The sequence below is a fragment of the Paenibacillus sp. UNC496MF genome (assembly GCF_900113915.1).
Classification (GTDB): Bacteria; Bacillota; Bacilli; order Paenibacillales; family Paenibacillaceae; genus Paenibacillus_Z; species Paenibacillus_Z artemisiicola.
In genome coordinates, this window is sequence record NZ_FORE01000006.1 from 404,253 (window position 1) to 426,687 (window position 22,435).

Genomic DNA, 22,435 nt, shown 5'->3' on the forward strand with positions numbered 1-22,435 from the left:
GTTTGGGGCCGCGCGGACGTAAAAAAGGGCACGCCCGCCGCCCGGGCGTACCCTTCCCCGTCGCATGCTCGCCGCATCTATGCATGCCGTCTTGCCATTATCGCGCGGCTGCGGCCCCGGATAGCTGCAAGCGGAACCGTGGCCGCATGCGCGCCGCCGATGGGACGGAGGAAGCCTATTCGTCCTCTTCCCCGAGCGCCATGTTCGGATTGAAGTCCGCCACCACGAGCACGTCCATATGGCGGCCTTCCCGCAATATCGTATCGATGACCGGCGTGCGCGTCATGCGCTGCCAGAAGCCGGGGCGGGACTGGCCGAGGATGATCTGCGTGCTCTTCAGCTCGTTCGCCTTCGCGAGCAGCGCGTCGGCGACGTGGTTCCCGGACACGCCGCTCTGCGTCTCGAAGCGGCCGCCGAGCCGGTCGACCAGCGCCTTGATTTCCTCGATCCGCTTGGTGCACGTCTCGGAGCGGTCCCCTTCGGTCCGCACGTAATGGACGTGCCATTCCGCCTTCAGGCGGTAGGCGATGCGGAAGCCGCGGCGGATGAGGCGCTCCGCGTTCGGGCTCGTCGTCACGGCGACGAAGATCGATTCGTGGCGACGCCACGGGCCGCGCAGCGAGCCGTTGCGCTCCCACGCTTCCAGCCGCTCATCCACGTCGTCGGCGATTTCGCGCAGCGCCAGCTCGCGGAGCGCGATCAGGTTGCCCGTCTTGAAGGCGCCCGCGAGCTTCTCCTCGATTTTGTCGGGGCCGTAGATCCGGCCTTCCTTCAGCCGCTCCTGCAGCGCGCTCGGCGCGACGTCGATCAGCTCCATCTCGTCCGCCAGACGGAGCACCTGGTCGGGCACCGTCTCCGTCACGGTCGTGCCGCAAATCTTCTCGATCGAATCCTTCAGGCTCTCCAGGTGCTGCACGTTCAGCGTCGCGATGACGGAGATGCCCGCGTCCAGCAGCTCGCGGATGTCATCGTAACGGTGCATGTTGCGGCTGCCCGGCGCGTTCAGATGAGCCAGATTGTCGATCAGCACGACCTCGGGATTGCGCGCGAGAATCGCGGCCACGTCCATCTCCTCGTCCTGCGAGCCGTTCGCTTCGACCTTCAGGCGCGGCATCGCGGCGAGCTTGCCGATCTGGGCTTCCGTGTCCGGCCTGCCGTGCGTCTCCGCGAAGCCGATGACGACGTCGATGTCCTTGCGGAGCAGGTCGTTGCCCTCGCGCAGCATCATGTACGTCTTGCCCGCTCCCGGCGCGGCGCCGATGTACACCTTGAACCGGCCGCGGCGGATGCGCTCGATCTTCTTCTCGACCTCCTGCTCGCTCAAGCGCCGGTACGGCTCGGACGGCGGCTTCGGCACGGCCCGCTTCGTCGGCAGCACCCGTTCGCCCTCGTGCTCCGCGCGGTCGGCCATGAAGAAGACGTCGATGTTGCGGACGTGCTTCAGCAGACTGCGGGCGATGGAGCCCTGCCGGAGCTCCTCCGTGCGGGTCTGCTTCGAATGGCCCATGACGATCCGCGTCGCGTTGATGAGCATGGCGTAGCGGATCAGCGCGCGCGGCACTTGCTTCCGGCTCGTAATCGCGATTTCCCGGAAGCCCGCGCCGACCTTCTCGACGAGTTTCAAAATCGATTTCTTGAACGCTTCCCGTTCCTTCGTCGGCTCCTGCGAGGCGTCCGTGAAGACGACGACCTGCAGGTCTCCGCCGAGCCGCTTCGCGATCTGCTGCCCGCGGCGGATGTAGATCGACCCGTTGACGTGGTACTGCGCCGCGACCAATATCCGCTCGGACGCCCCGGACGGTCCGATGAACCCTTGCTCCTCGCGGTATTTCTCCAACGACTCGTTCACGCCCTCCGCCATGAGGCGAAGCGCCAGCTCGCGCAGCTTGCCGACGTTGCCGCGCTTCAGCAGCTCGGGGTCCTTGACGTTGTTCAGCCGGCCCTCGCTCAGCCGGTTCAGGATCGTCTCGGGCGATACGTCGATCAGCCGCACCTCGTCGGCGATCTCCAGCAGATCCGCGGGCACCGTGCATTCCGGCGCGATGCCGGTCAGCTTCTGCGCCTGCTCCTTCACGCCCTCCAGCTCGTAGACGTTGACGGTCGTGATGACGCTGATGCCGCGGCTCAGCAGGAACCGGATATCCTCGCGGCGCGTCGGGAACTTGGCGCCGGGCCGGTTCTCGTGCGCCAGCGAATCGACGAGAAGCACCTCCGGGTTGCGCTCGACGATCGCATCCAGGTTCAGGTCCTTCTTCTCGACGTCGCCCTTCATCCAGCGGATGCTCGGAATGCGCTCCAAATCCGCCAGCTGCTCCACGGTTTCCGGGCGACGCATCGTCGACACGGCGCAGACGGCCACGTCGATGCCCTGCTGCTTGAGCGCCTGGCCTTCGCGCAGCATATGGTAGGTTTTGCCCGAGCCGCTGACGGCGCCCACGTAAATTTTCAGACGCCCGCGGTGGATTTTGGAGATGGATAACAGCAGTTCCTCCGGAGTTTGTCGCCGGTAGCCGGCCATAACGTTGTACCCCTTTCATGCCTATACCTATAAATTTGCATGTTGCCTGGAATCTTATGCTCGACACGAAAACGGACATCAAAAAAGAAGCCAGCGAAAGACGGCCTCCAATTCAGAGAACGCTTCTCGCGGCTTCTAGGCACACTATATCCAAAGTGGCTGTTCGCACGCACATTCGTCGCCTCTCTCGGTCGCTTACGAGGTTAGCTGTCGGATTCGGACATGAGAGCCGCCCTACCCGGGACGCGAGGCCATGCGCCTCCGCCCGCGATTCACCCCTGATGGCAAGCCTTGAAGCGCGCGGCTTCGGAAGGACTTGACATGCCGTTGGTTCCCCCGTTTTCCTGTTCGGAAATTCAGCGTTGTCGATTACGTTGTTAAGCATGACTCATGTTACGCCAGAGCCTGCCGTTTGTAAAGGAATCCCGTGCGCACTCCATCCCGCTGTGCGTGCAACGAGAGCAAATATAACGCTTACAAAGGCAACGAGCTTCAGAAATCTCGCGCTACCTCACTTTATGGCCTGTTTCCGTAATTACCGCGATTGCCAGGAGCTGCCTGCGGCCGGGCTTCGGAACGCTCGCCCGGTCCGGCCCCCGGCCCGCCGCGGGGGCGGCCCGGGAATCAGACGTTCCCGGTCGCCATCTCGATGCCCCGCAGCGCGAGGCCGATCAGGAAGCCGCAGAGCGCGCCGTTGACGCGGATCCATTGCAGGTCTTGTCCGACCTTGTCCTCGATCAGCTCGACGAGCTGGTCGTTGTCGAGCCGGTCCAGATTCTCCTTCACGAACGAACCGATCCGGGCGTGGTTGCGTTCGATCAACGCCGCGGCTTGCTTCTTCAGCCAATGCTCGGCGTCCCGCACCAGCCCTTCGTTCGCTTCGATCCGGTCGATAATCCCCTCGACGGCCGGCCACGCCTTCTCGCCGAAATCCGGCGCGCGCAAGAATTCGAGTCCTTTCTCCCGCAGGCGCTCGAACAGTTTGCGCAGTTCGCTCTCGACGTCGAACGCCTGCAGCAGCTCTTCGCGCATCAGGTCCAGCCGGCCGGACTCCGCAAGCCGCGTCACGAGCGTATCCAGCGCTTCGCGCAGCTTGCTCATGACGATCCGGCGGCGCTCCGTCCCCGGAAGCTTCAGCTCGGCGAGCTTGGAGAGCGCGAACTGCTGGAGCATCGCCCCGAGCTTGTCTTCCTCGAGGTAGCCGATGAACGCGTTCACGGCGAACGACATCAAGCCGCCGAGGTTGAGCCCCTTGATCAGCGTCATCACCGCGCTGCCCAGCTCGCGCTGCATGCCCTCCGTGGCGACCCAGGTCTCGGCGCGCTCCAGCAGCAGATCGAGCATCCGCTCGTCCGTCCCGTCCTCCTCGGCCTTGCGGATGAAGCCGCGCAGCGCCGCCTCCAGGTCGATCCGCCGCACCGCGGCTTCGATCTCGCCGGACAGCAGCGGCACGATCCGATCCGCGTCCACGCTCCGCAGCACGTCCGCCAGCAGCAGCGGCAGCCGTTCGCTGGCGACCGCCGAGCGCAGGGCGCCGCGCACGACCGGCAGGAGCTGTTCGGCCAGCTCGACCTGATGCAGCTTCTCGAGCATGCTTTCCTTCGCCAGCAGCCGCTCTTCGAGGACGCGCACGATGCCGTCGGACATCTTCTTCCGGTTGCGGGGCAGCAGGGCCGTGTGCGGAATCGGAATGCCGAGCGGATGGCGGAACAGCGCGGTCACGGCGAACCAGTCCGCCAGCCCGCCGATGACGCCGGCCTCGAAGCCCGCGTGAAGCAGCCCGAGCCCGCCGCCGCGGAACGGCAGCGTCGCCGCGAAGCCCGCGGCCATCGCGCCGAGCGAAAGATTGGCCATTTGCTTGTTTCTCTTCTTTACCTTCGCCATGAGTATCCTCCTAGGATTGCTACTTACACCATACCATTACGGACGCGGCTCTTGCAAAAATCCGGCCTGCCGCGCGCCCCGCGCGTCCGCGCGACCGACGGCCGACGGAAAACGGGACCGCCGCCCGCGCGGCAGTCCCGTATGCGTCACGTTCGCTTCGCGACGAGCATCACTTCGACCTCGTCCAGCCCGATCGGGCCGCGGTTCCACCGGCCCGCCGTGCCGCCCCAGACATGCTCGGCCGCGAGGCCCGCCTCCGCGAACATGCGCGTCAGCTCCGCCGGCAGGTAGCGGCGTTCCTTGATCTCCACCCGCCGCTTGCCTTCGGGCAGATCGAGCTCCTCCACGTAGTGCTCCAGCATCGTGACGGGATCGAAGCGGCCCGACGCCACGTCTCCTTGCGTCAGCGAACGCAGCTTGGCGTAGGCGTTCAAGGTCGTCAGGATGAACCCGCCGCCCGGCTTCAGCGCGGCCGCGACGCCGCGGAGAATGGCCATGTCGTGCGCCGCCGGATCCTCGTCCCGGCCGATCAGGCCGAACGCGCCTTCGCACAGGCAGACGACCGCGTCGTAAGCCTTCGCCGGCACGAACGCGGTCGCGTCGCAGCGGATCCATTCGACGTCGGCGCCGGCCGCGTCCGCCGCCTTCCGGGCTTCCGCCAGCATGCCCGCCGACAGGTCCATGCCCGTGACCGCGCAGCCGCGCAGCGCCAGCCCGATCGCGTGCCGGCCCGTGCCGCAGCCGACGTCGAGGACGGCGTCGCCCGGTTTCAGCCGCAGCTGCTCGACGATGAAGGCCACCTCCGCCTCGGTGTTCGCCGTAAATCCGTTTTCCATATAATGCGGGGCATGCGCGTCGAAGAAAGCTTCCCATTGATTGCGATAGTCGCTCATTGTCGATTAAGGCTTCCGTTGGCGTAAGGGTAAGCCGGAAGCTCGCGCGGACATGACGCGCCTGCATCCGCTTCCGGCAATGATGAATCGTGACTTCCGATTAACGCCGCGCCGGCAGCCCTGCGTTCAATCGCGTTATATACGCTGCATCGCATCCTTTGCCCATCAATACGATGAGTGTAGCCGGGATTTTCGACGATTTCAATCGTTCATTAGGAGGAACTGCGACAGGCGTTGAGGATGGGGTTCAGCCCCCGAAATTCGCGATTGCGCATCCCTGCCTTCTTCGCTACAATGAATGCATAACCCAAAAGTTAAAACGCTTAAACTTTTAATGCCGTAAAGAGATTTGCCGCATCGCGCGCCGCGTTGGGCTGGTTTATTTTATACCCCGAAAGTTAAAGCGCTTAAACTTTATACATCCGACCATTATTGAAGGGAGCTGACGCAGGCCGCATGAAAGTCAGCATTTTCGACGTCGCCAAAAAAGCCGGCCTGTCCGTCGTCACCGTCTCCCGCGTACTGAACGGCGCGGAATCGGTGCGCGAGGCGAACCGGCAGAAGGTGCTCGCGGCGATGAAGGCGCTGGATTACCGGCCGAACGCCGCGGCGCGCAGCCTGGCGCGGGGCAAGACCGGCGTCGTCGGGCTGATTTTGCCCACGCTGCAGGATTCGTTCTTCGACGCGATCGCGGGCGAGATGAACCGCATCCTGGCGGACAGCGGGTATTTCCTCGCCGTCTCGGTCTACGCGAGCCCCGGCCCGGGCGATATCCATTACCTCCTGCAGGAGGACCGCGTCGACGGGATCGTGCTGCTCTCGCCGCTCGCGGAATCGCCCTACATCGACGAAATGAACCGCCGCAGCATCCCGTTCGTGCTGATCGACAACCAGCTGGCGGAGCACGACGCGTTCGCCGTCAACGTCGATAATTTCGCGGGCGGCTACGCCGCGGCGATGCATCTGATCGCGCTCGGCCATACGGCGATCGCGCATCTGAGCGGCAGCGAGCCGTACCGCAGCACGCGGGAACGGCGCGGCGGCTTCCTGCAGGCGCTGCGGGAAGCCGGGCTCGAGCCGTTCGAGCTGGCCGCCGGGGACTATTCCGCGGCGTTCGGCTACGCGCAAGCGAGCCGCTGGGCCGCGTCGGGCAAGCTGCCGGGCGCGGTGTTCGCCGGCGACGACCACATCGCCGCGGGCGTCATCAACGCGCTGCAGCGGGCCGGCCTGCGCGTGCCGGAGGACGTGTCCGTCGTCGGCTTCGACGACCAGCGGATCGCGACCATGCTGCGGCCGTGCCTGACGACCGTCCGGCAGCCGACCGAACGGATGGCGGCCGAAGCCGTCTCGCTTCTCTTGAAGCGGATCGACGGCGCGCCGAAGCGGACCGGCGGCGGACGCCTCGCGGCGGAGCTGCTCCGCCGCGAGACGACGGCCCCCTCTGCCGCGAATTCCACTCTACCCGATAAGGAGCAATCGCCATGACGTATTATCTCGGCATTGACGGCGGCGGAACCAAGACGCACGCGCTGCTGACCGACGAGCACGGCCGTCCGCTCGGCAAAGGCCGGAGCGGCAACGGCAACCATCAGATCGACGCCGCCGGCGCGGCGCGCAGCATCCGGGAGGCGGCCGAGGAAGCGCTGCGGCAGGCGGGCGTCGCGAAGGACGACGTGCGCCACGCCTACTTCGGTCTCGCCGGCGCGGACCGGGAAGCGGACTACCGCGTGCTGCGGCCCATGGTGGCCGCCGTCGGCCTCCCGCGCCATTCCATCGAATGCGACACGATCATCGGCCTTCGCGCCGGTACCGACCGGCCGTACGGCATCGCCGTCATTTGCGGCACCGGCACGAACTGCGCGGGACGCAACAAGCAGGGCGAGCATCTTCAGGTCGGCGGCTTCGCCTACATGCACGGCGACTTCGGCGGCGGCGGCTCGCTCAGCGTCGAAGTGTTCCGCTCGGTCGTCCGGGCCTGGGACGGCCGCGAGCGGCCGACGCGCCTGACGGAGCCGCTGCTCGCGCTGCTGGGGTACCCCGACGTGGAGACGATGTTCCACGACTTCCTGGACCACGACAAGCGGGTACCGGTCGACGCGGCCAAGCTGCTGTTCGACGCGGCGGAAGCCGGCGACGAGACGGCGCTCGCGATTCTGCGGACGCAGGGCGAGGAGCTCGGCCGGTCCGCCGCGGCCGTCGCCCGGCGGCTCGGCATGGAGCGGGACGCGTTCGACGTCGTGCTCGCCGGCAGCCTCGTGACCCGCGGCGACCGCGGCGGCTGGATCCGCGGCCCGATCGAGACCGCGGTGCGCGCCGTCGCCCCCGGTGCCACGGTCGTCAAGCTGACGGTCGATCCCGTATTCGGCGCCGTCTGGTCGGCGATGGAAGCGGACGGCCGGACGATATCGGAGGACGTCTACGCGCGCATGCGCGCCTTGGGCCAATTCGACGAGATCGCTATTTGACCGCCCTTCCCGCTAGCGCCTTTACGCACACAAGATTGGATAGGAGTGACCGTACATGAAGAAACAAGGGTTGAAAATCGCCGTCATCGGGGGCGGCTCCTCGTACACCCCCGAGCTGGTCGAAGGGTTCATCCGGTTCCATGCCGAGCTGCCCGTCCGGGAACTCTGGCTCGTCGACATCGACGCCGGCCTGCATAAGCTGAACATCGTCGGCGCCCTGGCCAAGCGCATGGTGGAACGCTCGGGGCTCCCGATCGAGGTCCATCTGACCACCGACCGCCGGGCCGCGGTCAAGGACGCGGATTTCGTCAGCACGCAGATGCGCGTCGGCATGCTCGAGGCGCGCGGCCGCGACGAGACGATCCCGCTGAAGTACGGCGTCATCGGCCAGGAAACGACCGGCCCCGGCGGCATGCTGAAGGCGCTCCGGACCATTCCCGTGCTGCTGGACATTTGCCGGGACATGGAAGAACTGGCGCCGAACGCGTGGCTGCTGAATTTCACCAACCCCGCGGGCATGGTGACCGAAGCGATCCAGCGCCATTCGCGCGTGCGCAGCATCGGCCTGTGCAACGCCCCGATCGGCCTGACGAAGTGGCTGTCGAAAACATACGGGACGGAGCCGTCCGCGATCGATACCGAGTTCGTCGGCCTCAATCACCTGCACTGGGTGACGCGCGTCGACGTGAACGGCGACGACAAGCTGCCGGAGCTGCTCGGGCAGACCGAAGGCTTCACCGGCAAGAACGTCCCGTCGACCGGCTGGAATCCGCGGTTCATCCGCTCGCTGGGCGGGCTGCCGTCGTATTATTTGAAGTATTTCTACATGACGGACGAAATGCTCGCGGAGCAGCAGGAGGCGTTCCGCCGCGACGGCAACCGCGCCGCGGTCGTCAAGCGCGTCGAGGACGAACTGTTCCGGCTGTACGCCGACCCAAACCTCGCCGAGAAGCCGAAGCAGCTGGAGCAGCGCGGCGGCGCGTTCTATTCCGAGGCGGCCGTCAACCTGATGAAGTCGCTCCATAACGGCACGAACGACATCCAGACGCTGAACGTCGCGAACCGCGGCACGCTGGGCTTCCTGCCGGACGACGCGGCGATCGAGGTCAACTGCCTCGTGACGAAGAACGGTCCGCTGCCGCTCCCGCTCACGCGGGTGCCCGAGAACGTCAAAGGGCTCATCCACGCCGTCAAAACGTACGAGCGCCTGACCATCCAAGCGGCCGTCACCGGCGACCGCGACATCGCGCTGCAGGCAATGGTCCACCACCCGCTGGTGCCGAACGTAAACGTGGCCGCTCCGATGCTGGACGAAATGCTGGAAGCGAACCGGGCGTATTTGCCGGCGTTCTTCCCGCAGGGATAACGACGAAGGCCGCCGGGTTCGGCGGCCTTTTTGGTATGGCGGCGGCAGGGCTGCGGCAACAAGCCGGGTAAGAATCGCGCACCCAAGTCTTGTCCGCGCCGGCGGACAAAAACGGGCCGCCCCCGAACCAAGCTTCGAAGACGGCCCCGTCGCGGGCACGCCCCTTCCGGGTCCAGGGACGGCGTCCCTGGGGTCCCCCTTAGGCAAGGGGGATTTAGGGGGTTGCGAAACGCTTAAGGTTGTGAATTTAGAGGGTTGCGAAACGCTTTCGAATTTCACGCCCGTAATATTTAAGCTCATGTACTTATAAATTTTAGCTCATTAAAATGAAGGGGCTCAGGGGGGGGGGGAGAAATCCCCCCGTCACCGCTCCGCGAGAAACTGCTGCCGGTACTCCGTCGGCGTCACGTTCATCTTCTTCCGGAAGACCTGCGTGAAATGCCGCACGTCCCCGTAGCCGATGCGCTCCGCGATGTCGGCGAGCTTGAGCCCCTGCCGGCGCAGCAGCTCCTTGGCCTGTTCCATGCGCAGGCTGATGACGTAGTCCTTGTACCCCTGCCCCGTCTTCTGCTTGAAGAGCTGGCTGAAGTAGATCGGGTTCAAGAACACGACGGACGCGACCTTCTCCAGCGACAGCTCCTCGTTATAGTGCGCCTTCAGGTACTGCAGCGCGACCTCGATCGCCTTGTCGCCGCCTTCGGGCCGGTCGAGGCCGGGGACGGAGCTGGCTTGGCGCAGCTTCTTCACTTCGGCCGCGATGTTGCGATAGTCCGATATTTTGCACGACGGCGTCACGTGGAAGGGCACCTTCAAGTAATGCCCGAGATGCGTCTTCAGCTCCGTCAGCAGCGCGTCCTGGGCGGCGGCGCTCGGGAAATGGACGATGCCGAGCAGGCTCTGCCGGTCGAAATTGACGACGAACCCTTCTCCGTGGCGGTCCACCAGCTCGGAGAGCACGTTCTCGATGATGAAATGCTCCAGATGCACCGGCTTGACCGCTTCCTCGAGATGCGCGAGGACGAGATGAAAATCCGGGTACCGCTCGAACAGCGGCGCGATGTCCATGTTGCCGATGTCGAGCCCGGACGCGAGCCGCTGGAACACCGCCTCGCGGAGATATTTCAGGTTCCGCTTCATCATCTCGCTCTCCGCCGTCTGCTCCGACTCCGCTTTCGCTTCCTCGGCCAGCTGCGCGATAAGCTCGACAAGCCGCTGCTTGCCGATCGGCTTCAGCAGGTAGTCCCGCGCGCCGAGCCGCACGGCCGTCTGCGCGTAGGCGAACTCCGAGTGCGCGGAGATGACGACCCATTTCGCCTGCGGATAGCGCCGCCGCGACATCTTCATGAACTCCAGGCCGTCGATGCCCGGCATCAAAATATCCGTCAGCACGATGTCGACCGGATGCTGGTCCAGGATCCGCACCGCCTCCTCGGCGGATGCGGCCAGATGGACCGTGATATCGGGAAAAGCCCGTTTGATCGTGCGTTTCACGCCTTCGCGGATCACGTGCTCGTCATCCGTGATGAGGATGTTCGCTGTCAAGCGCAGCGCCCCCTTCCTTATGCAGCGGGAGCGGAATCGCGATGATCGCCGTCGTCCCTTGATTCGGCTCGCTCCGCAGAGCAAGCCCGTATGCCTCGCCGAACATGTGCTGGAGCCGGCGCTGCAGGTTGACGAGCCCGATGCCGCCTTCCCGGCGCTCGGACTCGGCGTTCACGTCCCGGACGGTATCGTCCTTCGCCCGCGCGAGCAGCGCGTTCAGCCGCGCCAGCGTTGCCCGGTCCATGCCGGCGCCGTTGTCCTCCACGAGGATGCGCAGCTGCCGGTCGCCTTCCTCCACGTGCACGCGGAGGACGCCGGGGCGGTCGAACAGCGGCTCGAGCCCGTACTTCACGGCGTTCTCGATGATCGGCTGCAGCGTCATTTTCGGCAGGACGATGCGCGTCAGCCAGGTCTCGCTCACGTCCACGTCCACCGTCAGCCGGCCTTCGAGCCGCGTCACGATGATCGTCAGGTAGTGCTGGATCTGCTCGATCTCCTCGCGCAGGGTGACCGCCGCTCCCGGCTCCCAATGGCTGCTGTAGCGGAACAGCCGGGACAGCGACAGCACGACCTCGCCGAGCCGGTCATGCCCCTTCTCGTCCAGCATCCAGTAGATCATGTCGAGCGTGTTGTACAGAAAATGCGGATTGACCTGCGACTGCAGCGCCTGCAGCTCCGCGTTCTTCTCGCTCACGGACGCCACCTTCACCCGCTCGATCAGCTCCGCGATGTGATTGACCATCTGATTGAACGACGCCACCAAAATATTGATCTCCCGGTACGACGTCACGTTCAGCGAGCCGCGGAAGTTCCCGATCTCGACCTGCTTCATCTCCGAGATGAGCCGCTTGAGCGGCGACGAGAGGGTCCGCGAGAAGACCGACGCAAGCAGCACCGAGAAGATGACGAGAATCGCCCCGACGATGATCAGGAACCGCTTCGTCTCCGTCAGCTCGACGTTCAGGTCGCGGTCCGGCGTGACGCCGAGCACCGTCCAATCCGCGAACGGCAGCTGCGACGACACGACCAGCTGACCGTCGTGCTCCTCGACGACCGGCGCGCCTTCCTGCGGGCGCGGCAGGCTCCTCAGCCAGGCGGGGTCCCAATGGTACGCGGTCGTGGAGATAATATTCCCCTCGCGGTTCATCAGGTACACCTCGCTGTGCTCGCCGAGCTTCAGGTTATCCATCGCGGCGATGATCGCCTGCGGGTTCGTCTCGAACAGGGCGATGCCGACGGGCCGGTGGTTGTTCAGGTCGTAGATCGGCCGGCCGAACGCGAAGACGGGCCGGTCGTCGACCTGATCGATGATGGAATGGTCGAACACGCCGAGCCACGCCATGCTGCCGGCCGACGCCGCGATCTGGGCGTACCACGAAGTCGATTTGTAGTCCGGGCTGATCACGTTGGCATAATTGCTGTAGTTGTAGACTTTGCCTTTATCGGTCAGCACGTGGATGCCGATAATGTCCTCTTGCGACAAAAAAGCGGCCCCCAAAATATTGGTGATGGCCTGCTCATTAAAATAATCGACAGCGGGGCTGTCGACTTGGGGATTGCTCAGAATGCGAGCAAGATCGTTATTGCCGATGACGGCCTTCGACAGGCTGTCGTATCCTTTCAGCAGGAGATCGAACAAGCCTGCCGTCTGCGAGACGTTCTGCTTCGACAGGCTGCTGATCTTCTGATGAAATTGGACCGTCGTCCGGTTATAGTACAGGATGCTGACCGTCAGCACGATTGCGGACATGCTGATCAGGAACAGCACGAACAACCGGTATTGAATGGAATGAAATCCGCGCGTCACCGCCGTTACCGCCCTTCCGTGGCAGCATCCCTCGCCGGCCCCTTAGCCTTTTACCGCGCCGGCGACCATGCCTTTCGTGATCCGTTCGGAGAGGACGAAGTACACGAGCAGTACGGGCAGCGCGCCGAGCACGAGGAATGCGCCGATTGCGCCATAATTGACGTTGTACTGGCTCACAAAAGTATATATGCCGAACGGGAGAGTTTTCAACTTCTCCGACGAAATAAACGTCGCGGCCATGATGTACTCGTTCCAGATCGTGATGAACGTCAGGATGACGACCGTCATGATCGGGGGAACCGAGATCGGCAGGATGATGCTGCGGAAAATCCGGTACACGTTCGCGCCGTCGATGAACGCCGACTCCTCGATCTCAGCGGGAATGCCGCGCATGAAGCCGCTCAGGATGAAGACGGAGATCGGCGTCGAGAAGGCGATGTACGGCAGAACGAGCGCCCAGCGCGTATCCAGGATGTGCATGTGCTTGAAGATGACCATCAGCGGCAGCAGCGTCGCCTGCATCGGGATCATCATGCCCATCAGGAAGATCAGCGTGACGATCGGCCCGTACCGCCACTTGAACCGCGAGATCGCGTAGGCGACCATGGAGCTGAGCACGATGACGCAGATCAGCGTGACGAGCGTGACGAACACGCTGTTGCCCAGGTATTGCAAGTAGTGACCGCTCTTGTAGGCGTCTCTATAGTTAGTCCATTGCGGCGTCGTCGGCAGCGAGAAGAAGCTGGAGCCGAGAATCTGCTCGTTGTTCTTCAGCGAGTACAGAATGAGCCAGAACAACGGATAAATTTGCGTGATCACGAGAATCGCGAATACGGCGTAGACGATTCCTTTCGATAATGCTTTCATGATTGCCGTTCTCCCCTCAGCTGTACTTCGCTTCGACTTTTTTGAACACGAAATTGATGACGACCGTAAAGGCCAGGCACACGAACACGAGGAACGTCGCCAGCGCGCTTCCGTAACCGTATTTCAGGGACAGGAAGGAGCTGTTGTACATGTGCGTGGAGATCGTATCCGTCGCGTGCGCAGGTCCGCCGCCCGTCATGACCCAAACGAGGTCGAACTGCTGCAAAGAGCCGATGAAGGCCAGCACGATGGAAATTTTGAAGATCGGCACGGCCATCGGGTACGTAATGTACCAGTCGGCCTTGAACCCTTCGGCGCCGTCGATCTTCGCGGCTTCGTACACGTCGGACGGAATGTTTTGCACGCCCGTGAATTGAATGAGCAGGTGATACCCGAAGTATTGCCACAGCGATACGAAATACAAGCAGTACATCGCGATCTTCGGCTCCGTCAGCCAGCTGTGCGTCCAGCTGTCCAGGCCGATCGTCGTCAGGATGCCGTTCAGCATGCCGCCCATGTCGGCGGGGTTATAGATCGTTTTCCACAATTGACCGATGATGACGGTGGACAGGATGACCGGCACGAAGTAGATCGAAACGAGCGTGTTGCCCCGTTTCACGTAGCGGTTCAGCAAGCCCGCCATGAACAGACAGATCGGAATTTCCGCCATGGAGAACACGGCGTACAGCAAGGTATGGCGGACAGAAGGCCAGAAGTTCGCGTCGTGGGCGAACATCGTTTTAAAGTTGTCCAGCCCGATGAATTTCGCCTTATTGATGCTGTCCCAATCCAGCAGGCTGTCGTAGATCGAAACGAGAATCGGAACGAACACGAGTCCGATGTACACAATCAGGCTCGGCAGGACGAATACTGCGATTGTACGGGCCGGTACTTTTAAAACATTCACTGGGGTTGCCTCCTGATTCTTAGCGGGATTGCGAGAAGCGCGCGGCCGGCCCGGAGGCCGGCACGGCTTCTTCGGTGTCGAAAGGAGATCGGGGCGGAGCCGCCGGAGCCGCTCCACCCGATCCGCCTTCATGGCTCACAAGGTGCTTATTTGTTGGCGTCGTACGCGGATTGGTGCTCGGCCGCGACGGCTGCCGGATCGACTTTCTGCACGAACATGTTTTGGATGCTGCTGAGGTGCGCTTGGGCAATGGCCGGTTTCATCGTGTTGTCGAACGCGAGGTCGCCGCCTTTGACGTTTTGGAACAGCGCCAGGACGTCCTGCGCCAGCTGCGAGTAGCCCGCCGCTTTGAAGTCCCCGGTGATGATTTGGCCGCTGCCGACCGCGTTCTTCAGCTCGAACTGCTTCTTCGGCATTTCCGTCATGAAGTAGTTCAGGAAATCCTTCGTTTCCTTCAGGTGCTTGCTGTTGGCCGATACCGCGAACGCGGAGCCCGGCGCGAGCATGAATTGGTCCGGATCGCCTTTGCCGCCGACCGTCGGGAATTTGAAGACGCCGACTTTCGGGCCGACCGTGGACGAGTCGATGGCGCCCGTTTCCCACGTGCCCATGACCATCATCGCCGCTTTGCCCGTCTTGAAGAGGTTGCCGCCCGTGTTGTAGTCGATGGACGTCGCGCCGTCTTCGAACGCTTTGGCTTGGATCAGGTCCTGCATCGCGGATACCGCGTCCGTGAACGCCGCGTCCTTGAAGGTCTTCTTGCCGTCGAGCACGTCCTGCAGGAAGCCCGGGCCGCCGTTCGTGCGGAGCAGGATGTTCATGAACAGGAACGAGCCGGTCCAGGAATCCTTCTCGCCGATCGCCATCGGGGTGATGCCTTTCGCCTTCAGCTTCTTCACGTCGTTCACGAGCTCTTCGAACGTCGTCGGCGTATTCGTGATGCCCGCTTGCGCGAACAGGTCCTTGTTATAGTACACGACTTCGATGTTGTTGCCGTCCGGCAGGGCGTAGATGTTGTTGTCGAAGCTGTAGTAGTCGAGCAGCCCTTTTTGGAACGTGTCCTTCAGGCCGTTTTGGTCCAGCATGTCGTTCAGCGGAGCGAACAGCTTCGCGTCGACGAACGGCTTCATTTGCGCGGCCGGGTTGACGATCGTGATGTCCGGCACTTCCTTGGACGCCGCTTGCGTCTTCAGCTTCAGCTTCTGCTGGTCGGTGTTGAGGGAGTCCAGCTCGATCTTGACGTTCGGGTGATCCTTCTGGTACTGGTCGACGATCGAGTGGAGCATTTTGTACGAAGGCGTCGCCGGGTCCGGGTAGATGTTCTGGAACGTAATCGTCACGTTCTTGTCGCCGCTGCTCGCGTTGCCGCCCGCGCCGGTCGAGGTGTTGCCCGCGTTTGTATTGTTCGAGGTGTTGGTTTCGTTTTTGCTTCCGCAAGCCGTCATGCCCATGACCAGCGCTGCCGCGGTCAGTGCGATGGCGGCGGTTTTCGTCGATTTCTTAACCATCTGTTGGTTCCCCCTTGGGTTAATATACGCTTATTATCATGTACCAACCTTTTTTCAACAATGCGCGAAATTAAGGAGTGAGGTTTGCGTTTTCAAGGTCGGTAGCGGAGAAAAGTGAAGTTTGCCCACCTTCGTGCTATGATGAAGGCAGCTTGGTAAATATGGCCTGCGGACCGCGCGGCCGCCCGGACGCGGCGATTGCCGCAGGCGGCGCCGGGCCGGACGCGGGCATTCGCAATCGAAACGAACGCCGCAAAGGAGAACGCGAACATGGAAGCAATCCGCAACATTTACTGCGTCGGCCGCAACTACGCGCTGCACGCGAAAGAGCTCGGCAACGACGTGCCGGAGGAGCCGATGATTTTCTCCAAACCGACGCACGCGCTGCACCCGGCGGCGGGCAAGCTGACGCTGCCCGGCAAGATCGGCGACATTCACCACGAGCTGGAGGTCGTCGTCCGCATCGGCAAGGACTATAAGCCGGGCATGGGCGCCGCCGAGCTCGTGGACGGCATCGCGCTCGGCCTCGACCTGACCGCGCGCGACGTGCAATCGCAATTGAAGGAGAAGCGCCATCCGTGGTTGCTGGCCAAAGGGTTCGTCGGCTCCGCCGTGCTCGGGCCGTTCCGGCCGTTCCCCGGCGAGTACGCGTTCGGGGCGCTGGCGTTCAGCCTCGTCAAGAACGGCCAAGTCGCGCAGCACGGTTCCCCGTGCGACATGATCTTCTCCCTGCAGCGGCTGATCGACTTCATCGGGCCGCGCCTCGGACTCGGCGCGGGCGACGTGATCTACACCGGCACGCCGGCGGGGGTCGGTCCGCTCGCGGACGGCGACGAGCTGGAGCTGAAGCTGGCGGTGGGCGGCAAGGAAGAGACGTTCGGGCCGCTGTACGTGAACCTCGGCTAAGACGCGCGAAACTAAGAAGGGCCATCCCGCCGCGATTCGGCAGGATGGCCCTTCTGGTTTGTTGCGGCCCGCGCGGGCCGCTTTTTCCATCAATTCAGGAGCCGTCGCGACCGCCGCCCCGCCGGCTGCGTCGCGCCGCGCAGGCGAGGCTCTCTCGCTTCGTCACGAGGGATCGCTTACTCGTAGAGTTTGAACGAATCGACGCTGATGGCCTTCACTTTGTCGTCCTTCAGCTCGAATTCCATCGCGAGCCGGTTCGTCTTGTCGAGATAGCCGATCGTGGCCGACGGCCCGCTGCCGCCCCGCTCGTAGTAGCTTTCTCCGTACGCCTTGACGACGTCGGCCTTGGTCGCGCCGAGCTTCAGCCCTTTCCCCGTCGCGGACCGCGGCCCGAGGGAGTAGCCGACGACCTCGTTGTCGACCGACGCGTATTGGTAGTCCTCGTACATGAACAGGAAGCTCCGCCCGCCGTCGTTGAGCGTCCGGATCGGCTTGCCCAGCCGCTTGACGAGCTCCTGCTCGTCGATGCCGAGCGGGACCTGCGCCTGCTCCGCCCCGAGATTCGCCGAATCTACCTTGTCCGCGAACGCGAGCGGCGTTTCGGTCTTGCTGCAGCCCGCCAGCAGAAGGACGATCGCCAGGACCGCGCAAGCGAGCGGCGGCATCCATCGTGTGTTCTTGCGTTTCATTCCCCTATCCGCTCCTCGCTTATCGGCCGTTGCCGCCTACTCCCTTCGCCCCGCCGTCCCGCGAATCCTGCTCCCGAGACGCGCAAAAAGGCACGAACCTGTTACAGTTCGCGCCTTCAAGACCGCTTCCAAACCGATTACGGCTCGCGATTCGCGTCCGGCTGCGCGCCGTTCGGCACGCTCCCGTAAGACTGATACGCCACGAGAACGATCTCCTCCGACGTCTGCTCGCGCAGCTCGCTCTCGAACCGCTGCAGCTGCGCCAGCGCGGCGCGGTCCAGCATGGCCGGCTTGAACTCCATCCGCTTCTCCCCCTCCCGGGTACGCTTCGTTCCCGAATGCGTCGCTTCCCGTCTAACTTCAGTGTTGACGGGACGGGGAGGCGTTATACCGCGCGGAAGCGGAAGGCTTGCCGGTTAAGGAAGGTCAATCAGCATGAACCGGGCGTCCGACAGCGCCCGCACGTCCAGCTTCGCGGTATCCGCGATGCGCGCGGAGTCGCTGCGGCCGAGCGGCTCCCCGCCGTTCAGCGAGACGCTGCCCGCGATGACGAAGAGGAATAGTTTGCGGGACGCGTCCCCCTCGTACGCGACGGTGACGCCGGCGTCCGGCTCCGACAGGTAGATCGTCATGTCCTGGTGGATATCGAGCACGGACTCGCCGCGGATCGTATTCGAGACGATCGGCGCGAGCGCGTTCTTCATGCCGGCGCGATCGTAGGCCTTCTGCTCGTAGGACGGCGTCAGCCCTTTGCGCTCCGGCAGGAACCACAGCTGCAGCAGGTTGGCGACCTCCGTCTCGGACGGATTGACCTCCGAGTGCAGGATGCCCGAGCCCGCCGTCATCCGCTGCACTTCGCCGGAACGGATCACGCCGGAGCCGCCGGAATTGTCCTCGTGCTTCACTTCCCCGCTCAGGACGACGGTGACGATCTCCATATCGCGGTGAGGATGCGTGCCGAAGCCGCGCCCCGGCTGGATGTAGTCTTCGTTAAATACGCGCAGCGGGCCGAAATTCACGTTGTCCGGATCGTAATAATCCGCGAACGAGAAACTAAAATTAAACTGAAGCCAGCCGAGATCGCCGGAAAAACGGGATGAAGCCGGGTAAACGCTAATCAAGGATATCCGCTCCTTTTGGTCCCGCGGGACCCAGAAATTTACGAACGAAACGCTCATTAACTTACTTTATGTAAGTATCATAGTGTGCTATAGTTAGCATGTCAAGGAGGAGTAAAATCATGGACCATCTGTACATCCGCCATACCGTCGGCGGCCGCTTGTTCCTCGATTCCAAGAAGCACGAATTGCCTTTCGCCATCGCGCCCGCCGAAGGCCGGGCAGGCTGGACGATCGCGATCGACGTGCACGACGCGGCGCTCGCCGAGAGCGTCGTCCGTCATCGCGACGAGCTGAATATTTTCTTCGTACCGGCGGGTTCGACCGACCGGAAGACGTGGTACTTCTCCACGCACGGGGAAGTCGCGTACGACCCCGCCGCCGCCAAGCTCGTCATTGAAGCCGACGGGCGCATCGATTACGACGTGTGACGCGCGGGCACGGCGGGCGGGCGCGTCTTCCGGGCGCGAACGTCTTCCGGGCGCTATCCGACGATGCCAGTCCGCTCGGCGCATCACGCATCGATCACGACGCGTGATGCGCCGAGCGGCGGGCGGGCGCGTCTCCCGAGCGTGATCGTCTTCCGGGCGTGATCCGAACGGGCCGGATGCCCGCCCGTTCGCCCTGCTACGTCCATGCCCAGAAGAACCCGTCCCGTTCCCACGCCGCGCGGCCGCCGTGCAGCTTCTTGAACCGCTTCTTCACGTCCTTGTCGATCGAGACGTTGCCGTTCTCGTGCCGGTAGAGGTAGCTATCCCCGTAGCGCGACAGGATATGCGCGACCGCCCGGTCCTGCTCCAGCCTGCCCGACGCTTCCAGCTCCGCCAACATCCACCGCGCGATTTCCTCCGCCGTTTGCTCGCGTTCCATCCGTTTCGTTCACCTCCGGCGATTTTCCTTTAGTTTACCAAAATTTGTTGCCACTTTCCCGCTCCCCGGGCGTATCTTCTACTACACGCCCGCCCGGCGCCGATGGCCGTGCCGGCAAGGGCTATTCATGGGAGGGGTATCGATGCATGTCGTGGAACCGCAAGTCAACCGGCCGCGCTTTCCGGTTCGGACGGTCGTCTGGACCGTCCTGCTCGCGCTGGCCTTGCTGCTCGTCGTCTTCAATTCGTTCGCGACCGTCCAGTACGGCAACGTGGGGCTGTACAAAACGTTCGGCAAGCTGAACGACAACGTCCTGGCGCCGGGCATCCATCTCAAAATTCCGTTCGTGCAAACCATCATCCAAGTGAACGTGCAGGTGACGAAGGCGGAGACCGACACGTCCGCGTCGTCCAAGGACCTGCAGCCCGTCTCGACGCACGTCGCCGTCAACTACTCCGTCGACAAGGAGTCGGCCTACAAGCTGATGAACAACGTCGGCGGCGCGTTCGACAACGTCATCGTGAATCCCGCGATCCAGGAGATCGTCAAGGAAGTGACGGCGCGCTACCCGGCGGAGGACCTCATCGCCAAGCGGGACGTCGTCGCCGCCGAGGTCCGGGACGCGCTGACGAAGCGGCTGGCGCGGTACGACCTGGTCGTAAACGACATTAATATCGTCAATTTCAAGTTCTCCGATGCGTTCAACCAATCGATCGAGGCGAAGCAGGTCGCCCAGCAGCAGGCGCTCAAGGCCGAGAACGACCTGAAGCGCGTGCAGATCGAGGCGCAGCAAAAAGTCGCGCAAGCGCAGGCGGACGCGGAATCGCTCAAGCTGAAGAAGCAGGAAGTGACGCCGGAGCTGATCCAGCTGAAGCAGATCGAAGTGCAGGAGCAGGCCGTGGAGAAGTGGGACGGCCGGCTGCCGAGCGTCACCGGCGGGGCGACGCCGTTCATCGACTTGAACGCGCTCGGCGCCGGCGCGGGCGGCGCGGCCGCTTCGGGCGCGAACGGCGCCGACGAGGAAGGCGCGGCCGCCGATGCCTCGAACGACGCGGCGGCGCGGGAGAGCGGCACGGCGCAGCCTTAAGCGCCCGGCGCGGCCGGCGGCGCGCCGAGAAGAAAGGCGCAGCCTCCGAATTCGGCATGCGCCGTGCGGCGCGATCGAGCCGCGCGGCGCAATCAAACGGCGGCCGCGCCGGCATGGCGCGCGGCCTTAAGCGCGGCGCATGCGGGAACGGGCAGCAAGTCCTACGGGGCTTGCTGCCCGTTCGGCGTTGACGCGGCCTCCCGCCTCGGGGATCGCCCGAATGACCGAAATTCCGCCCCAAGCCGCATGACAGACGGTCCGAAGTGCCGAGGATTCGCGCAAAACCACTTTGTTTAGCGAATGCGCACTACCTTTGTCACCCTTGCAGGGACGCGGCGTTCGCGTCGCGAATACCCTTAGCAATCCAACGGAAGCGGAGTGATGAGGATTGAGTCTCGTGAAGAGCAAAGACGCTGCTGTCACGCTGAACGTCAGTCAAACGACGGTAAAACGCTGGGCCTCCTACTACCCGACGGTATTTCGCAAAGACCAGTTCGGACATTATATTTTCAACGAACAAGACCTGGCGCTGCTCGGCTTCATCAAGGCCGCGATCGAGCGCGGCGAAACGATGGAACAGATCCAGCTGCCGATGCCCGCAGGAGCGCCGGCGGGGGAAGCGGATCAGCAGCCGCGGCTGCTCGAAGCGTTCCTCGAGACGGCCGCCAGCTCCTCGCTGCTCCAAACCGCCGAGAACGACGTGCTGACCCGGATTCTCCAGGTGGAGCGACGCCTGGACCAGAAGGCCGACGAGGTCGTCAACGCGCAGATCCGCCAGCATCGCGAAGAACTGGAGGAGCTGCGCCGCATGGTCGAGCGGCTGGCCGCCTCGGTCGAGCAGACGCGCCAGCCGACGCCCGCGGAGGAGCTGCGCCGCAGCGCGGCGGAGACGAAGCCGCCGGTCCATGCGCCCGCCCGCAAGCGGGGCTTGTTCAAGTCGATGTTCATGTGGTTTTGAGGCATGCCGATGCCGGCAGGCTTGGATCGCCGAAAGCCCTGACCCTTGCCGGGGGCCGGGGCTTTCGCGCGTCCGGGGCATGGAGCGGAGCCGCTCGGTCCGTTCGATCCGTCTCCGTTAAGAAACGCGGCCACCCCGCCATGGATGCGCCCCCGCCACGCCGAAGAAGCCCCCGTCCCCGCGTCGGCCGCGGTTCCGGAAGCTTCTCTCTCTACTTGCTTTTCAATATGTCTTGCTCGCCAGCTCGCTCAGCGGCTTGAACGTATACCCCTTCTCGCGCGCGGCGTCGATGATGCGCCCGAGCGCGTCGGCGTTGTCCTTGGACACCGAATGCAGCAGAATCACGGCGCCGGGGTGCAGCTGCGCCATCACGTTGTCGTAGGCATATTTCCAGCCGCGCTGCGCGCTCGGCTCCCAATCGCGGTACGCGACCGACCAGAAGACGCTCGTATAGCCCTGTTCCTTGCTGACCGCGAGCACCCGGTCGTTGAAGATCCCCCGCGGCGGACGCAGGAACGTCATTTCCTTCTGATCCGTCAGCTCGGCGACCGCGTTCTTCACCTTCGCCAGCTCCGCGCCGATTTGACTGCTCGAAATCACGCTCATGTCGGGATGGCTCCACGAATGGTTGCCGACGAGATGCCCATCCGCGACCATGCGTTTGACGAGTTCCGGCTTATCCTTCACGTAATGCCCCGTGACGAAGAAGATCGCGGGCACGCCCTTGGCCTTCAGCACGTCCAGGATGCCCGGCGTGTAGCCGTTCTCGTAGCCGTTGTCGAAGGTCAGGTACAGCTCGCGCTGCGTCGTGTCCCCGAGGAAGATCGCCCCGTGCTGCTGCAGGATGTTTTGAAACCCTTCCTCCTTGATGGACGGCAGGGCGCCGCCGACGCTCTTCTTGAAGCCGAAATGAAACGGCCCGCCGCCCGGCGCTGCGGATGCCGGCCGCAGGTAGGCGAACCCCGAGGCGATGAGCAGCGCCAGCAAAATGATGATCCATTCTCGACGTTTAATCATAGTCTCCACCACTTTCCCAGGTTGAACGATGTT

At 63.6% G+C, this 22,435-nt stretch carries 20 protein-coding genes and 1 riboswitch; of the genes, 7 read left to right on the forward strand and 13 right to left on the reverse strand.

The genetic code is table 11. From position 1 onward, the window contains the following. Positions 1 to 175 precede the first annotated feature (175 nt). The 3 genes from BMZ79_RS10390 to BMZ79_RS10400 all read right to left on the reverse strand — a co-directional run bounded on the left by BMZ79_RS10390 (position 176) and on the right by BMZ79_RS10400 (position 5,295). The gene (locus BMZ79_RS10390; protein ID WP_090639451.1) at positions 176 to 2,518 is read right to left on the reverse strand and encodes a histidine kinase; all 2,343 of its coding nucleotides are present in this window, start codon (positions 2,516 to 2,518) and stop codon (positions 176 to 178) included. Between the two features lie 177 nt (positions 2,519 to 2,695). Then, positions 2,696 to 2,890, reverse strand: a riboswitch (cyclic di-AMP (ydaO/yuaA leader). Between the two features lie 252 nt (positions 2,891 to 3,142). Next, a complete protein-coding gene (locus BMZ79_RS10395) occupies positions 3,143 to 4,402 on the reverse strand; it encodes a DUF445 domain-containing protein (RefSeq protein WP_090639454.1) in 1,260 nt (419 codons plus the stop codon). Positions 4,403 to 4,548: 146 nt separating this feature from the next. After that, positions 4,549 to 5,295: a class I SAM-dependent methyltransferase gene (locus BMZ79_RS10400; protein WP_090639456.1), complete on the reverse strand. Its 747-nt coding sequence runs from the start codon at positions 5,293 to 5,295 to the stop codon at positions 4,549 to 4,551. Between the two features lie 456 nt (positions 5,296 to 5,751). On the opposite strand from BMZ79_RS10400, the gene BMZ79_RS10405 reads away from it, so the two are divergent. From BMZ79_RS10405 to BMZ79_RS10415, 3 genes are read left to right on the forward strand one after another with little or no spacing between them, the layout of a single operon-like run. Beyond that, positions 5,752 to 6,780 carry a LacI family DNA-binding transcriptional regulator gene (locus tag BMZ79_RS10405; RefSeq protein WP_090639458.1) on the forward strand — a complete coding sequence of 343 codons (1,029 nt, stop codon included), beginning with the start codon at positions 5,752 to 5,754 and terminating at the stop codon, positions 6,778 to 6,780. Beyond that, the gene (locus tag BMZ79_RS10410; RefSeq protein WP_090639460.1) at positions 6,777 to 7,760 is read left to right on the forward strand and encodes an N-acetylglucosamine kinase; all 984 of its coding nucleotides are present in this window, start codon (positions 6,777 to 6,779) and stop codon (positions 7,758 to 7,760) included. Before BMZ79_RS10405 ends, BMZ79_RS10410 begins: the two co-directional genes overlap by 4 nt. 55 nt (positions 7,761 to 7,815) lie before the next feature. Then, the gene (locus tag BMZ79_RS10415) at positions 7,816 to 9,126 is read left to right on the forward strand and encodes a 6-phospho-beta-glucosidase (protein ID WP_090639463.1); all 1,311 of its coding nucleotides are present in this window, start codon (positions 7,816 to 7,818) and stop codon (positions 9,124 to 9,126) included. A gap of 363 nt (positions 9,127 to 9,489) precedes the next feature. Here the strand turns inward: BMZ79_RS10415 and BMZ79_RS10420 are convergent, their stop codons facing one another. The 5 genes from BMZ79_RS10420 to BMZ79_RS10440 form a co-directional block, all read right to left on the reverse strand. Further along, the gene (locus tag BMZ79_RS10420) at positions 9,490 to 10,668 is read right to left on the reverse strand and encodes a response regulator (RefSeq protein WP_090639465.1); all 1,179 of its coding nucleotides are present in this window, start codon (positions 10,666 to 10,668) and stop codon (positions 9,490 to 9,492) included. Then, positions 10,640 to 12,475 carry a sensor histidine kinase gene (locus tag BMZ79_RS10425; protein ID WP_090639467.1) on the reverse strand — a complete coding sequence of 612 codons (1,836 nt, stop codon included), beginning with the start codon at positions 12,473 to 12,475 and terminating at the stop codon, positions 10,640 to 10,642. The genes BMZ79_RS10420 and BMZ79_RS10425 overlap by 29 nt, the downstream gene beginning before the upstream one ends. A gap of 42 nt (positions 12,476 to 12,517) precedes the next feature. Beyond that, positions 12,518 to 13,342: a carbohydrate ABC transporter permease gene (locus BMZ79_RS10430; protein WP_090639469.1), complete on the reverse strand. Its 825-nt coding sequence runs from the start codon at positions 13,340 to 13,342 to the stop codon at positions 12,518 to 12,520. Between the two features lie 16 nt (positions 13,343 to 13,358). Continuing rightward, on the reverse strand, positions 13,359 to 14,249 hold the full coding sequence (locus BMZ79_RS10435; protein ID WP_090639471.1) for a carbohydrate ABC transporter permease: 891 nt from the start codon (positions 14,247 to 14,249) through the stop codon (positions 13,359 to 13,361). Positions 14,250 to 14,395: 146 nt separating this feature from the next. Next, positions 14,396 to 15,757 (reverse strand): extracellular solute-binding protein, encoded by a 1,362-nt coding sequence (locus tag BMZ79_RS10440; protein WP_090639474.1) that lies wholly within the window; start codon positions 15,755 to 15,757, stop codon positions 14,396 to 14,398. A 270-nt stretch (positions 15,758 to 16,027) separates the two neighbouring features. Between BMZ79_RS10440 and BMZ79_RS10445 the strand changes: the two genes are divergently transcribed. Next, the gene (locus BMZ79_RS10445; RefSeq protein WP_090640172.1) at positions 16,028 to 16,663 is read left to right on the forward strand and encodes a fumarylacetoacetate hydrolase family protein; all 636 of its coding nucleotides are present in this window, start codon (positions 16,028 to 16,030) and stop codon (positions 16,661 to 16,663) included. 176 nt (positions 16,664 to 16,839) lie between these two features. Here the strand turns inward: BMZ79_RS10445 and BMZ79_RS10450 are convergent, their stop codons facing one another. The 3 genes from BMZ79_RS10450 to BMZ79_RS10455 form a co-directional block, all read right to left on the reverse strand. Then, on the reverse strand, positions 16,840 to 17,352 hold the full coding sequence (locus BMZ79_RS10450; RefSeq protein WP_090639477.1) for a hypothetical protein: 513 nt from the start codon (positions 17,350 to 17,352) through the stop codon (positions 16,840 to 16,842). Between the two features lie 137 nt (positions 17,353 to 17,489). Next, positions 17,490 to 17,654, reverse strand: a complete 165-nt coding sequence (locus tag BMZ79_RS34245; protein WP_177222088.1) for a hypothetical protein — start codon at positions 17,652 to 17,654, stop codon at positions 17,490 to 17,492. A gap of 114 nt (positions 17,655 to 17,768) precedes the next feature. Further along, positions 17,769 to 18,473, reverse strand: a complete 705-nt coding sequence (locus tag BMZ79_RS10455) for a pirin family protein (RefSeq protein WP_090639479.1) — start codon at positions 18,471 to 18,473, stop codon at positions 17,769 to 17,771. A 119-nt stretch (positions 18,474 to 18,592) separates the two neighbouring features. Here BMZ79_RS10455 and BMZ79_RS10460 point away from each other — a divergent pair, with 119 nt between their 5' ends. Continuing rightward, positions 18,593 to 18,901: a hypothetical protein gene (locus tag BMZ79_RS10460; protein ID WP_090639482.1), complete on the forward strand. Its 309-nt coding sequence runs from the start codon at positions 18,593 to 18,595 to the stop codon at positions 18,899 to 18,901. A 196-nt stretch (positions 18,902 to 19,097) separates the two neighbouring features. Here the strand turns inward: BMZ79_RS10460 and BMZ79_RS10465 are convergent, their stop codons facing one another. Continuing rightward, positions 19,098 to 19,340: a DUF6953 family protein gene (locus tag BMZ79_RS10465; RefSeq protein ID WP_090639484.1), complete on the reverse strand. Its 243-nt coding sequence runs from the start codon at positions 19,338 to 19,340 to the stop codon at positions 19,098 to 19,100. Positions 19,341 to 19,482: 142 nt separating this feature from the next. Between BMZ79_RS10465 and BMZ79_RS10470 the strand changes: the two genes are divergently transcribed. Continuing rightward, positions 19,483 to 20,427, forward strand: a complete 945-nt coding sequence (locus BMZ79_RS10470; protein ID WP_090639486.1) for a prohibitin family protein — start codon at positions 19,483 to 19,485, stop codon at positions 20,425 to 20,427. A 397-nt stretch (positions 20,428 to 20,824) separates the two neighbouring features. After that, entirely contained in the window at positions 20,825 to 21,385 is a 561-nt protein-coding gene (locus tag BMZ79_RS10475; RefSeq protein WP_177222089.1) for a MerR family transcriptional regulator, read from the forward strand. Between the two features lie 222 nt (positions 21,386 to 21,607). On the opposite strand, the gene pdaA is transcribed toward BMZ79_RS10475, so the two are convergent. Then, a complete protein-coding gene (gene pdaA, locus BMZ79_RS10480; RefSeq protein ID WP_090639490.1) occupies positions 21,608 to 22,402 on the reverse strand; it encodes a delta-lactam-biosynthetic de-N-acetylase in 795 nt (264 codons plus the stop codon). Between the last annotated feature and the right edge of the window lie 33 nt (positions 22,403 to 22,435).